We start from the raw sequence: 12,270 nt of genomic DNA, 5'->3' as shown, positions 1-12,270 counted from the left end.
AGGTCAGATATGACTACCGCGAACACTCGTGCCCGGCGTATCGCCGCCCTCGGCGGCCTTGTCGTGGCTGCGGCCGCGGTGCCGGCCCTGGCTGCGCTGACCGATTCCTCCACCTCGACCAGCACGGCCACCGGCACCTGCCTGGCCTGGTTCGGGTCCCGTGGCGACGGTCAGTGCCTGTCGTATTCCAACAACAACGTCAGCGTCGGCACGCCGCAGTTCGGCGTCTTCGGCCCGGATGCCGGCGCGATGCCCGGCGGCGGTATCGGTGTGACCACCGGCCCGCTGCTGCCGGGGCAAACCATCAGCATTCCGCTGGGGTAGCTCCCGTTCTACTGGTCCGACCGCTGTGGTTCCACCACGGTGGTTTCGGCGTCGATTTCGGTCAGCGTGACCATCTTGGGATCCGGGTCCGGTGACACCCGGTCGGCGATCTTGCGGCGGCTGGCGTCGATCACGGTTTTGGTGGCGGGATTGTCGGTCAGTGCGCGGTAGGTGCCGACGATCTGCTCATAACGCTTACGGCCGGCCTTGGTGCCCAACACATAGCCCACTCCCAGCACGGCTAGATACCGGATCACGGCGCTCCCTTCGTAAGCCCTCGCCCCTTCCATCCTGCCTGACGCCGCTGAGTTGGCGCTTACCCACCGGTTTGGCGTCGAGGGTCCTCGGTAAGCTAGAGTCACTCTCCGGCCCGCCTCGGCGCAAGCGCACGACGGCGGGAAGCAGATAGTCCCCTGTAGCTCAATTGGCAGAGCTTCCGACTGTTAATCGGACGGTTGATGGTTCGAGTCCATCCGGGGGAGCCAGGTCCGAATACGTTCTTCTCAGGTGGTCTTCACCAGTTGAAAGCCTGGAAGACCAGCGTTCCCAGACACAACGCAACGCCGAGATACGGGATTGCCGCTGGAACGTTGATGTAGCCCTGATGCTCGCGGTGGCGTCGCTTGATGACGATCAGTGAGGCATTCACCAGGGTGAAAATGATGAGCACCAGCAGGCTCGTGAGCCGTGCCAGCGACACCAGTTCCAGCACCGCGGTGGCGGCGATCATGGCTGACACAACGACCAATGTGGCCATCACCGGCGTCTGGTATGAACCGTGCACATGGGCGAACCTGCTGGAGATCCAGCCCTCCTTGGCCAGCCCGTAAAGAATCCGCGAGCCCATGATGATCTGCACGATGACACCGTTCATCGCGGCGATCACACCGAAGAGGCTGAGGAATATGCCATGGCTGGCTCCGCTTCGCTCGAAAACCAGCGTGAGTGGAGCTTCACTGCCGGCGAGTTCGGCCGGGGACACCAGGGTCGTCGACACCAAGACGACCAGTAGATACAGGACAGTCGAGGCCAGCAGCGCGAACAGGATGGCCAGGGGGATAGTCTTGCTCGGCGTCTTGGCTTCCTCGGCGACGTTGACCATATCTTCGAACCCGATGAAGGCGTAGAAAGCGAGGAAGGCCCCGGCAACGACCCCGCCGAGGCCGACTGCCGGGTCGATCGCGAGCAAGCGGCCGGCGTCGATATGGACGAATGCCTTCCGTCCAAACCAGATGACCAGCACCAAGCCCGCCACCTCGACGCCGGTGAGTAATGCAGCCATCGTCACCGATTCGCCGATCCCTTTGACCGCGATTGCCCCGAGCGCCACCAGAAGGCCCACGCTGCCCACAACGGTCGGCACGGAGATGAAGGAGTTCAGATAACCGGCGAAGCCCTGGGCCAGCGCCGCTGCGGAAGCCACTCCGCCACCGACCATCGTCAAGCCGATCGCCGTTGAGAACCAGCGCTTTCCAAACGCTCGGTGCAGGTAGACCGAAACGCTGGCGCTGACCGGGTAGCGGCCCGCGAGCTCCATGTACGACAGCGCGGTGACAGCGGCGGTGACCATCGCAATGAGGAAGGCCAAGGTGGTGCTGTATCCAGCGAACCCTGCCACCTTCCCGACGAGCACGTAAATACCGGCGCCGACGATGTTGCCCAACCCATAGAGGGTGACCATTGGCAGGCTCAGAGTCCGGTTCAACCTGGCGCCATCGCCTTTGGGTTCCGTCACGGTCGGACGCGCGATTCGAGTGTGACGGCACTGATGCCGAGTGCGATGAGGCAGCTCGGCGAATTGGCGGCCCCCAATTCGACACGGCCGGTGGCGCCCATGCGCCGAAGTCTATTCGGGACGATAGCTCTTGGCCTCGTCACCCGCCGCGGCCGCCGAATTGCGCTGTGATATCTGGGGCTAACGGCCCCGGCGTTTCGCCACGACTTCTTCCTCGCCTTGGACACACCGACTCGAGCGCCTCTTGCTCGACCTCAGTTTCAGGCGTAGGGCCATCGTGAGCGTGAGGCAGCTCTGCACATAGTTGGAAGACATGGGACGCGTGGATCGTGGCTGCTCTGTATCTCGCCGCTTCGGTGTGTCAGAGGCTGAAAAGTTGATTGGGCCTGGGAACTGTTGCTTGCCAACTGAACTCGTGGTCAAGGCGGGTGCGGAGGGTGTCCGCCGGCTGAGGTTCGCCGTGGACCACGAACACCTGTCGCGGCGGCGTGCTGAATCCGGACGCCCAGCGGATGAGTTCGTCGGCGTCGGCGTGCGCAGACAGCATCGCGAGGTGGGCGACCTGGGCGTTGATCGGGATCCACTCGCCGTGGATCCTGACGTCGCGCTGGCCGGCGGCGATGGCGGCGCCACGGGTACCGGGCACCTGATAACCGGTTACCATGATCGTGTTGCGCGAATCCGGGGCGAACACCTTGAGGTGGTGCAGAATTCGGCCGCCGGTGGCCATCCCGCTGGCCGAGATCACGATCTTCGGCTCGCGGCTGGCCGAGATCTTCATGGACTGGTCGGCTTCGCGGGTGTAGGTGGCCATGGCGCACATGCCTTCGTAGACCTGCGGGGGCAGGCGGTGGTCGCTGCGATAGGTGCCCAGCAGGTCGCTGGCATTGATCGCCATCGGGCTGTCCAGGTAGACCGGGATATCCGGCAGCCTGCCCGCCGAGCGCAGCTGCCACAGGTGGTAGAGCAGGGTCTGGGCTCTGCCTACAGCGAACGCCGGTATCACCACGGTGCCGCCGCGATCCACCGTCGCGTCGATGACCTCGGCGATGGCGTCGGCGGGATCGGCCCGATCATGCAGGCGATCGCCATAGGTCGACTCCATGACCAGGTAGTCCGCGGCCGCCACCTGGTCCGGGTCGAGCATCACCGGGTCGTCGTAGCGCCCCAGGTCACCGGTGAACACGATGCGGCGGCCGTGCCACACCACCTCGACGGTCGCCGCCCCGAGGATGTGCCCGGCACGGCGCAACGTCACCATCGGCCCGTTACCCGGCAGGGTGAACTCGCGTCCGAATGGATGGGTGTCGAATAATTCGATTGCCCGGTCGGCGTCCTTGCTGTCATACAGGGGCAGGGCGGGGTGATGCTTGGTGGCCTTGTGCTTGTTGAGGAACGCCGCGTCACGTTCCTGCAAGTGAGCGCTGTCCCGCAGAATGATCTCGGCGACAGCGGCGGTTGCCTCGGTGGAGACGATCGGCCCGCTGAAGCCGTCGCGCACCAACCGGGGCAGGTATCCGGTGTGATCGAGGTGGGCGTGGGTCACGACGACCGCGTCGATGCTCGAGGGGTCGACCGCCAGTGGCGCCCAATTGAGCTCACGCAGGTTCTTCACACCCTGAAACAGGCCGCAGTCCACCAGGATCCGCTTGCCCTCGGCTTCCAGCAGGTGTTTGGAGCCCGTGACCGTGCTCGCCGCACCCAGGCTGCGCAAGCTGAGTTCGACTTTCTGCGATCGTCGGTGACCAGCGGCCATCTCGTCAGTCTCTCAGAGCGGGGCCAGCGGGTGCCGTCTTCTTCGGGTGATGAAGGGCTACTGGGTCTGGGACTTGTGGCCCTGGCCCCGGTACCGGGGCCAAGCGGACGGTGGGGGTTGCCGATGTGCCGCTCGAAGGCCGGCGGGACGACGACGGAGGGATCGGCATGCGTGACAGAGACCAACGCCTGCGCAATGAGGTTGAGCACCCTGAACGCTACGAGGAGGTGACGGTCACCTCGTCCGGTGTGCCGATAGTGCTGTCGGTATGGCATGGCCAATCCGGTGGGCCGGTGGTGGTGTTCCTGCCCGGGACCATGACCCATCCGCTGTTCTACGAGGAGTTCTGCGACGGACTTGCCGCCCAGGGGATCAACGTCGTGGGCGTTCATTTCGAGGGGCACGGCAAGAGCCCGCGCGTTGGGCGGCTTCTGCGCTTGGCGAGCCTGGTCGCCAACGCAATGGACGCGACATCGTGGGCGCGGGCGCGATTCGGGCGACGGCCCATTGTCGTGGGCTCCAGTCAGGGCGGCGTCCTGGCGATGATCGTCGCTACCCGCGATCATCAGCTGGCCGGCGTGGTGGCACACAACATCCTCGACCCCGAACTCCCCGCCTCCATCACGGTGTCGCGGTTTCCGGCCGTCCTACAGGGCATCTATCACCCGGTCATGCGAGGTTTGCAGGTGCTGGCCACGCTTTTGCCCCGGCTGCCGATTGGGTTCGGCGTCTACCTCGACATGACTCGGGTATGCCGCGAGCCCTGGACAGCCGAGCAATTCTTGATGGACCCGCTGAGCCTGCGCACGTATCCGCTGGCCTTTCTCGCCGACCTGTTGACCGCCGACATGAGCGCCGTCCGTGATGGCACGATCACCTGTCCCGTCGTGGTCGTCGCGGGCCGGGGAGATCCCTTGTTCAGCCTCGACTACACGCGGAAGGTCTTTGCCCGGATCGCCGCCCCTACCAAGGAACTTGTCGTGTTCGACACCGATCACCACCTGCTGTTCAACGAATGTCTGCCGCTCGTGCTCGGTCGCATCGCCGAACTCGTCACGCACCTTGATGCTCACTAGTTGAGCGCGTGGGCGATCTTGCCTATGGCACGAAGGCTGTAGAGGGCCGCACGCTTGGACACCAACCCCGAGATGGGTGCGAGGACCACGTGCCGTAGGCCGGCTGTGTGGAATCTCCGCAACTGCGCCACTACTTGCTCGGGAGTGCCCCACAGGAGCGGCCCCTCGGTCATCACCTCGTGCGGCACGGCGTCGATGGCGTCGTTAATCGTCTGGCGGCCATAGCAGTCGGGCACGAAGTCGACAAGCGGATTGAACTGCTCCCCGAACGGGTGCGTCACTCCGGCTTGTCGCCACAGCTCGGCCGGCGCCATAAGCCCGAACGAGCGAATCACCTTGGTGTCCAGCATGGCCCGCACCTCCGGTTCAGACCGGCCGACCACCACGAAGCGATGCAACGCAGGGGTGATCGACGCCGGGTCGCGCCCGGCGTGACGGGCGGCCATCCGCACGGACTCCAGTTTGGTGGCGTACTCGTCGGCGGAGACCACCGCGGCCGGGTACCACCCGTCTCCGTAGCGGCCCCGTCAGGCCCAGCATGCGTTGACCGTGTCCGGCAACCCAGATCTGCGGGGTACGTTCCGGTGGCCGGTTTGAGGTCCATCGTCGCCCGCTCGAGCTTGTAGTGCTTGCCCGAGAACGTGATCGGTCCTGACCCTCGGAAGCACTGCAGGATGATCTGTAACGCCTCCTCCAGACGGCTGACCGGCTTGGAGGAGTCCAGGCCGTAGGGATCGATGTTCATCCGTTCACCGGCCCCGATGCCGAGGATGGGTGCGCGCTTGCCCAGGTGTGACAACGTCACCATCGCCTGGGCGATGACCAGCGGGTGGCGCCGGATGGGTTCGGTCACCCCGACTCCCAGCCGCATCGACCCGACGCGTGCGGCGAGATGGCCCAGCAGGACCTGGTAGTCGAAGAATTCGTGCGGGGTTGACCGTCGTGCGGCGAGCCAAGTCAGTTCGCGATCCCAGATCGCGGTGGGGAAGACGTTCTGGAAGTGGTCGATGGCCATCACCGAGTCCAGCCGCATCATTCGCGCTCCGAGCAGTGCGGTGTGCAGCGTCCTGAGCGGAGGTTGCGTGCCGAGCTGCAGACCTACCGCGACCGCCGGAACTCTCGTCACGGGTGCACACCTTCTTTCGGTCGCCGTGCGGCCTGCCGAGCCGACAAACCAGCGAGCAGCACCGAGGCTCCCATGGCGCTGATTTTGTCGTATGTTGATGGCGCTATGAAGGCTTTCGGGGTCGCCTGGGACGCCTGGCGGACCACCCGGGGTGGCGTCCCCGCGGTCACGACCCGGCAGGAGAACCGTCTGCAGGCTTTGGTTGCGCACGCTCGCGCGCATTCGCGGTTTTACGCCGAGCACTATCGGGGTGTCCCGGACGGTGCGGTGAGCCTGGCGGCTCTGCCGTCGCTTCCCGCCGTGTACAAGCCTGAACTGATGGCCCGTTTCGACGAGTGGGTCACCGATCCCCGGTTGACGAGGATCGGTGTCTCGGCGTTCGTCGCCGATCCCGCCAATACCGGACGCGACCTGTTCGGCGAATACGTCGTCTTCACCACGTCCGGGTCGACGGCCGAGCCGGCGCTGCTGGTCCAGGATCGTCCGGCGATGGCGGTGATGTTCGGGCTGACCTATGCCCGCTCCGCCGGGGTGTTGCCGCCTGGGCTGCTGCTTCGAGTTCTCGCCCGCGGGGCGCGGCAGGCCGCGGTGTTCGCCACCGGCGGGCATTTCGTGTCGACCGTGATGTACGAACGAGGGCTGCGCGCGCATCCGGTGCGCCGGCGCTACTCTCGCTTCTTCTCGGTGTTGGACCCCTTGCCGGAGCTTGTCGCCAACCTCAACGAATTCCAGCCGGCGCTACTGGGCACCTACGCCAGCATGCTCAGCGTGCTCATCGGCGAGCAGGAGGCCGGGCGGCTCAACATCCGTCCGCTCGTCATCTCGAGCGGCGGTGAACTGCTGCTGCCCGCCGTGCGACAACGCGCGCAGGAGGTGTTCGGCTGCACGGTGACCGAGACCTACAATGCCTCGGAAGCCACCCCGTTGTCGCTGCCCTGCCGCCTGGGCAACCTGCACCTGAACACCGACTGGTATCTGGTCGAGCCCATCGACAGTTCCGGCGATGTGGTGCCCGCCGGCCAGCGATCCGATTCCCTGCTGCTGACCAACCTGGCCAACTTCGTGCAGCCGCTGATCCGGTACGAGATGGGTGACAGTGTCGTCATCGGCGCCGACCCATGTCCATGCGGCAGTCCACTGCCAACGGTCACGCCTGAGGGACGGACCGACGAGTTGGTGACGTTCCCCGCGCGAGAGGGTGGTGAGGTGGTGGTGGTTCCGATGGCGATCGCCACCGTGGTCGAGGAAACACCCGGCGTGTTGCGCTATCAGGTCATCCAAACCGCCCCGGCGGGCCTCACCGTTCGACTGGATGAAGACGGGGGTGCAGACCGGTCCGCGGTCTGGACACAGGTGCACCGACGGCTCGAAGCGTTCCTTGCCGCACAGGGAGCGGGTGCGGTGACCATCGACTTGGCCCACGAGCGCCCCCAAACGAATCCCCGTAACGGGAAGCTGCGGCACGTGCTCCGTGCTGTTTGCTGATATGGCGTGCCTTCCGCGAACTCTCCAGCTTCAGCCCGAATCCCCGTTCGCGATCGCCGATTTCGTGCCGTTGGTTGCCGCAGAGCCCGATCAGGATCAGGTTGCCGCGCTCTCGACCAGTGAAGCTTCGTAATTCCACGGCTCATAGGGAGCGATCCCGCTGGCCGGCAGCTGCCATCGGGTGAAGAAGTGTCCCGTCGGGTGCGCGATGTCCGTCGGCGGTATGCCCAACGTGGCCCGTACCTCGGTAAGGGGCAAGGGGAGAAGCTCTTCGTACGGTGCGGCCATCAGATTGTCCGCTGCGCGCCCTCGATCGACCGCTTCGTGCCAGTACCGGCGTTTGCGCCGCCAGGATCCACCACCGATGATCGCGCAGAGGATGAGCCCGAACACCGCTGTCGTTCGGCACTGCCCAAGCTGTCCGTGGTGGAATCCGAGATTGCCGATCTCGCCGCCGGGGTCGGGTCCGCCCAGGACGTGAAACATGTCGTGCAGCACCGTGCCGCAGGCGATCATGTAGCCGAAGTCCGGGTCCCAGCCGTTTCGGTCGATGACCGGCTGGATCACGCTTGCCGCGTCGAACACGCCGGCGTCGAGGCGGTGCTGACGAAGAAAGTCACGGTAGGCGGCGCCCAGTGAGCCGGGAGGCAAGGCGGCGAGGTAGTCGTCGTCACCGAGGAGGGCCATGAGATCGGGCTTGTCCCGCAATAGCCGACGCCCCTGCGGCAGCCGGGTGAGTTTGTCGAACTCGCGCTCGAGGGTGGGAAACCCGAACGCGATCACAGTCTCGAAGACCTGGTCGTGATTGAACTTGACTCCGAAGATCCGGGTCAGAGCCCGCAGGCCGACCCGCAATTGCCCGTACCGTTCCATTTTGCGTGGAATGTCCATACAGGGCAATAATAGACAAAGTGGGATTGATGTCAATTATCTCGGAGGCGCCGGACGGCCAACCCCGTCGCCGGGGCCGACCAGCGGGGGGTGGCAATACTCCGGAACAAGCCCGCCAGGCACTGATCGACGCCGCCGAGCTGTGCTTCGCCGAACAGGGCCTGGAGGTAACCGTCGCCGAGGTCGCACGGCGGGCGGGCGTGACCCGGGCGGTGCTGTACCGGCACTTCGGCGGTCGTGACGAGCTTCTCGTGGCCGTGGCGGCCCAGGTGATGGACCGCTACGTCGCTCAGGTGATCGAGGACCTGATGCCGACCGACGATGTCAGCGGCCTGATCACCGAGTCGCTGGTTTTCGTTGCGACCGTCGTCAGCCGAGATCCGCTCCTGACGATATTGGCGTCCGGCGTGGAGCACGGCTTGGCGAGTCTCATCGCAAACTCGCCTGTTCTCAGCGCTAAAGTGAGCGGGCTGTACGAGCAGGTCTTCGTCCTCTTCCAGGGCGACCTGAGGCCGGGTCTGCGGCCCGGCGACGTCGGACGCTACATCCTCAGCGTCGCTCTGGCGTTGTTGATGGACGTCATCCCGGGGTCCGACGATGCCGCGACAGTACGGCGATATGTGCGGACTTTCGTGTTACCCGCGATTGTGCTCGTCCCACCCGAAGCGACCCCGGTCTTCTGACGACTGGCGCCTCACAGCCACAGATACAAACCCGACAGCAACGCCCACAACGCCGCGCAATACACCTCGAAGGCCACCCGCAGGGGGATCGGGGCGTTCCGTAATTCCATGAAGTCCAGGCCCACCAGCCGTACTTTGACGGCGGCGATCGCCAGGACGCCAACGGCGATCAAAGACCCGGTGCCATGGTCGGCGCCGAGCGCGAACGACGCCAGCGTCAAGACCACCAGAATCAGCCAGCTCACGCCGGCGCGGTTGCGCATCAATGCCAGCATCAGCTCACCAGGTACAGGAGTGGGAACAGGACGATCCAGAGCAGGTCGACCAGATGCCAGAAGCAGCCGCCGCCCTCGATCACGGCGAGCCGAGTGGCTGACAGCTCGGTGCGCCGGGTCTGGGTGAACAGCGCCACCAGCACGACGATGCCGATACAGACGTGCAGGAGGTGCAGCCCGGTCAGGATGAAGTAGTAGAGGTAGAAGTGGTTGACGCCCGCGGTGTGTCCGGCGCCCACCAGCAAGACGTACTCGGTGACCTTCAACATCACGAACACCACGCCGCAGCCGATCGCGGCCAGCAGCGCCCGGCCGGCGACGGCGCGCGCGCCGGTTCGCAGACCCCCGATGGCCGCCACCACGAACAGTGAACTGGTCAGCAGTACCAGCGTGTTGACCAGGCCGATGTTGACGTGCAGCGTCTTTCGGGCCGCGTCGAAAACCTCTGGGGCTTTTGACCTTTCGACCATGAACGTGGCGAAGAACGCCGCGAACACCAACATGTCGCCGAGCAGGAACACCCAGGTGCCCTGTTCGCCGGGGATGCGTCGGGCGTCAGGTGGTGCCGGTTCGCCCACCGCCGTCATGACTGTTCGGCACGCTGCTGGGCCTTGATGCCGCGGTTGAGCACATGCGTTGTCGTGAACAGCCAGATCACCAGCGCGAAGCCGGGAATGTAGAACGCGAACACCCCGTGCCAGGCCAGCGGCCCGTCGTTGAACACCACGACCACGCAGCCCGGCAGCGACAGCAGTGCCACCCACAGGTTGAGGTAGCCGTACCAGCGCGGGAACGTCTGCGGCTCGGTCTTGTCGATGAACGACGCGATCGCCAGGGTGATGTTCTGCACGATGATCGTCCCGACGATGCCGATGAACATCAGCCAGAAGACGTCGTTGAGGGCCTGGGTGATCTCCGGCGACCGGGACTCGGGCCGGAACGCGGCGGCGGCCAGCACCAGGAACGGAAACAGCAGGGCGGGAACGAAAATCGTCGCCGCGAAGAGCTGCGTGACCGTCAGCATCCCCCACTGCCCTTCGACCCGGCGGATGCGCAGCACGATGGTGGCCAGGAACGGCAGCGCGATCACCGACGTCAGCAGGCACCCGGCGATGCCGATGCGGATCCAGATCTTGTGATCGACGAAGAAGTCGGCGACCTCCGTCGGCGACCAGACCGGCGATATCGGCGGGAACAGCCGCGCCAACCCCGACATGCAGGTGCCGTACAGGATGATCATGATCGTTCCGCACCACGCGCCGATGCGCTGCAGCCTCAGTTCCACGGCGGCGACGATACTGTCCCGGTCCCGCTGCAGGGGTCGGAATCGCCAATGTTTTGTCAAAATTGCCAAAACGGTGCCGCGAGGGTTGGCCGGGTGCCGGGTGTCGGCGAAGCGAACTGGGCCGTCCCGAAGTGGCGCACAGCCAATCGGTGCGTAAACGCCGCGGGCGAATGTCGGTCTTTGCCGAGCGATGTTCGGTGCCGCCTTCTAAGCTGCGTTGCGAGTCGAACGTGCTTGATCAATTGTTGCCAACGTCGAACCATTGTGGATACAGAACCATTGCCGACACCGAAACCGGATACTGATGAAACCTCGCAGGGCGGCTCGACGGTCGCGTTGTGACGGCCGGCTGGGAGACATCTGATGGGGGCGAACCCGGGGGTGGCGACATCGGCGGACCTCCCCGCCGTGAAGGAACACAGGGGGCTGGTGGTCGGCGCCGCCGCCATGATGGTCGCCGGGTTCCTCACCACTCTGCTCTCACCGCTCCTAGCGGTGTCGTTCGCGCGGGAGTTCAACTTCGGGATCCAGTCGGCGGGCCTTCTGGTGGCGCTCGGGCAGGGCGGAGTGGCGCTCTCGGCGTTCGGAATTCTGCCGTTTCTGCCGCGCCTTGACCGCAAGCGGGTCGGGATCGCCGGGGCGATCGTCGCGGCTCTGTGTCTTGCCCTGACCGGATTCGCCACCAGCTTCGGCATGGTGCTGGTGCTGCAGATCGCGATGGGACTCGGCGCCGGCCTCTGCTACGCCTGCGCCAACTCCGCGCTGGCCTACGCGCGTTTTCCGGAGCGAGCGTTCAGCATCGTCACGATCGCGTGGATGCTGGTCGGTGCGGCCATGCTCACCGCGGGGCCCACCTTGCACGACTTGTGGCCCAAGGTCGGCGTCTACCTGGGTATGGCGGTCGCGGAGTTGGTGTGCGTCATCTTCATCGTGCGCCTACCCGATGTGCGGACCCTGCCCGAACACGAAGGCCAATCCGCAGACGCCGACCCGGATCCGTCCGCGCGGATCGGGTCGCTCGTACCGGCGGCGATCCTGGTGGGCGCCTTGTTCTTGATGGAAGTCGGCAACGTGATGATCTGGACCTTCGCCGAGTCGATCGGGGAGAAGGCCGGGCTCTCTGTGCAATTCACGGCGACGTTCCTGGGGCTTTCCCAACTGATCGGCCTGATCGGATCGGGCATCACACTGGCCCTGGGGAGCAGGGTCGCCAAGATGTACCTCATCGCTCCGGCCGTCGTCGTGCTGGGCGTGGGCAATCTGCTCGTCGGCACCGCGACCGGCCCCACCTCCTACATGATCGGCTTCCTCGCGATCAACCTCGCGTTCTTCTGCCTGACCCCGCTGCTGCTGGCGCTCGCGGCCGAACTCGACACGAGTTCGGGCCGACTGGTCGTCGTGGCCGGTGGCATCAGCCTGGTGGCCGGCGCGGTCGCGCCCGCCGTCGGAGGCTGGATCGCCGGGGCGGGCGGGCAATGGTCCCGGCTGGGTGTCACGGCCTTGCTCGTCGCCGTGGTGACCCTGCCCCTGCTGACCGTTCCGGTTCGCGCGGCCAAACATCGCGCGGCGGTTGCCGCTGACGACCAGACGACCTGAATTGACCTGCCCGCCAACCGAAAAGAAAGGTGCTGCTA

The 12,270-nt window shown here is 65.4% G+C and carries 13 protein-coding genes, 1 tRNA gene and 1 pseudogene; 6 read left to right on the top strand and 9 right to left on the bottom strand.

Features of this window, described 5'->3' with window-relative positions; translation table 11 throughout:
* Nucleotides 1–9 precede the first annotated feature (9 nt).
* On the top strand, nt 10–324 hold the full coding sequence (locus ORI27_RS11835; protein ID WP_265997034.1) for a DUF7155 family protein: 315 nt from the start codon (nt 10–12) through the stop codon (nt 322–324).
* Nucleotides 325–332: 8 nt separating this feature from the next.
* Here ORI27_RS11835 and ORI27_RS11830 read toward each other — a convergent pair whose 3' ends face one another.
* The gene (locus tag ORI27_RS11830; RefSeq protein WP_265997033.1) at nt 333–581 is read right to left on the bottom strand and encodes a hypothetical protein; all 249 of its coding nucleotides are present in this window, start codon (nt 579–581) and stop codon (nt 333–335) included.
* Between the two features lie 152 nt (nt 582–733).
* Here ORI27_RS11830 and ORI27_RS11825 point away from each other — a divergent pair.
* Nucleotides 734–809, top strand: a tRNA-Asn gene (locus ORI27_RS11825).
* A gap of 29 nt (nt 810–838) precedes the next feature.
* Here the strand turns inward: ORI27_RS11825 and ORI27_RS11820 are convergent.
* Both ORI27_RS11820 and ORI27_RS11815 read right to left on the bottom strand, forming a co-directional pair.
* Nucleotides 839–2,059, bottom strand: coding sequence for an APC family permease (locus ORI27_RS11820; RefSeq protein ID WP_265997032.1), 1,221 nt, complete (start codon nt 2,057–2,059; stop codon nt 839–841).
* 361 nt (nt 2,060–2,420) lie between these two features.
* On the bottom strand, nt 2,421–3,815 hold the full coding sequence (locus ORI27_RS11815) for an MBL fold metallo-hydrolase RNA specificity domain-containing protein (protein WP_265997031.1): 1,395 nt from the start codon (nt 3,813–3,815) through the stop codon (nt 2,421–2,423).
* 167 nt (nt 3,816–3,982) lie between these two features.
* Here ORI27_RS11815 and ORI27_RS11810 point away from each other — a divergent pair, with 167 nt between their 5' ends.
* Nucleotides 3,983–4,891 carry an alpha/beta fold hydrolase gene (locus ORI27_RS11810; protein ID WP_265997030.1) on the top strand — a complete coding sequence of 303 codons (909 nt, stop codon included), beginning with the start codon at nt 3,983–3,985 and terminating at the stop codon, nt 4,889–4,891.
* Here ORI27_RS11810 and ORI27_RS11805 read toward each other — a convergent pair.
* Both ORI27_RS11805 and ORI27_RS11800 read right to left on the bottom strand, forming a co-directional pair.
* Nucleotides 4,888–5,382, bottom strand: coding sequence for an LLM class flavin-dependent oxidoreductase (locus ORI27_RS11805; RefSeq protein ID WP_265997029.1), 495 nt, complete (start codon nt 5,380–5,382; stop codon nt 4,888–4,890). The two genes, ORI27_RS11810 and ORI27_RS11805, sit on opposite strands and share 4 nt — an antisense overlap.
* Nucleotides 5,383–5,522: 140 nt before the next feature.
* Nucleotides 5,523–5,906, bottom strand: a pseudogene (locus ORI27_RS11800) (LLM class flavin-dependent oxidoreductase); the annotation flags it as partial.
* A gap of 183 nt (nt 5,907–6,089) precedes the next feature.
* Between ORI27_RS11800 and ORI27_RS11795 the strand changes: the two are divergent.
* Entirely contained in the window at nt 6,090–7,502 is a 1,413-nt protein-coding gene (locus ORI27_RS11795) for a phenylacetate--CoA ligase family protein (RefSeq protein WP_265997028.1), read from the top strand.
* A gap of 96 nt (nt 7,503–7,598) precedes the next feature.
* Here ORI27_RS11795 and ORI27_RS11790 read toward each other — a convergent pair whose 3' ends face one another.
* Nucleotides 7,599–8,393, bottom strand: a complete 795-nt coding sequence (locus ORI27_RS11790) for a Coq4 family protein (RefSeq protein ID WP_265997027.1) — start codon at nt 8,391–8,393, stop codon at nt 7,599–7,601.
* A 29-nt stretch (nt 8,394–8,422) separates the two neighbouring features.
* On the opposite strand from ORI27_RS11790, the gene ORI27_RS11785 reads away from it, so the two are divergent.
* A complete protein-coding gene (locus tag ORI27_RS11785; protein ID WP_265997026.1) occupies nt 8,423–9,076 on the top strand; it encodes a TetR/AcrR family transcriptional regulator in 654 nt (217 codons plus the stop codon).
* 11 nt (nt 9,077–9,087) lie between these two features.
* On the opposite strand, the gene ORI27_RS11780 is transcribed toward ORI27_RS11785, so the two are convergent.
* Genes ORI27_RS11780 through ORI27_RS11770 form a run of 3 tightly spaced genes read right to left on the bottom strand, consistent with a single transcriptional unit; the run spans nt 9,088 to nt 10,591 of the window.
* On the bottom strand, nt 9,088–9,351 hold the full coding sequence (locus ORI27_RS11780) for a cytochrome C oxidase subunit IV family protein (RefSeq protein ID WP_265997025.1): 264 nt from the start codon (nt 9,349–9,351) through the stop codon (nt 9,088–9,090).
* Nucleotides 9,351–9,938: a cytochrome c oxidase subunit 3 gene (locus tag ORI27_RS11775; RefSeq protein ID WP_265997024.1), complete on the bottom strand. Its 588-nt coding sequence runs from the start codon at nt 9,936–9,938 to the stop codon at nt 9,351–9,353. Before ORI27_RS11775 ends, ORI27_RS11780 begins: the two co-directional genes overlap by 1 nt.
* A complete protein-coding gene (locus ORI27_RS11770; protein WP_265997144.1) occupies nt 9,935–10,591 on the bottom strand; it encodes a hypothetical protein in 657 nt (218 codons plus the stop codon). Before ORI27_RS11770 ends, ORI27_RS11775 begins: the two co-directional genes overlap by 4 nt.
* A 408-nt stretch (nt 10,592–10,999) precedes the next feature.
* On the opposite strand from ORI27_RS11770, the gene ORI27_RS11765 reads away from it, so the two are divergent.
* Nucleotides 11,000–12,232 (top strand): MFS transporter, encoded by a 1,233-nt coding sequence (locus tag ORI27_RS11765; RefSeq protein WP_265997023.1) that lies wholly within the window; start codon nt 11,000–11,002, stop codon nt 12,230–12,232.
* The last annotated feature ends 38 nt before the right edge of the window (nt 12,233–12,270 follow it).

Origin of the sequence: Mycobacterium pinniadriaticum (assembly GCF_026242045.1) — a bacterium.
GTDB lineage: Bacteria > Actinomycetota > Actinomycetes > Mycobacteriales > Mycobacteriaceae > Mycobacterium > Mycobacterium pinniadriaticum.
The sequence above is the reverse complement of the archived record's forward strand: the minus strand, read 5'-3'. Positions and strand labels throughout refer to the sequence as shown.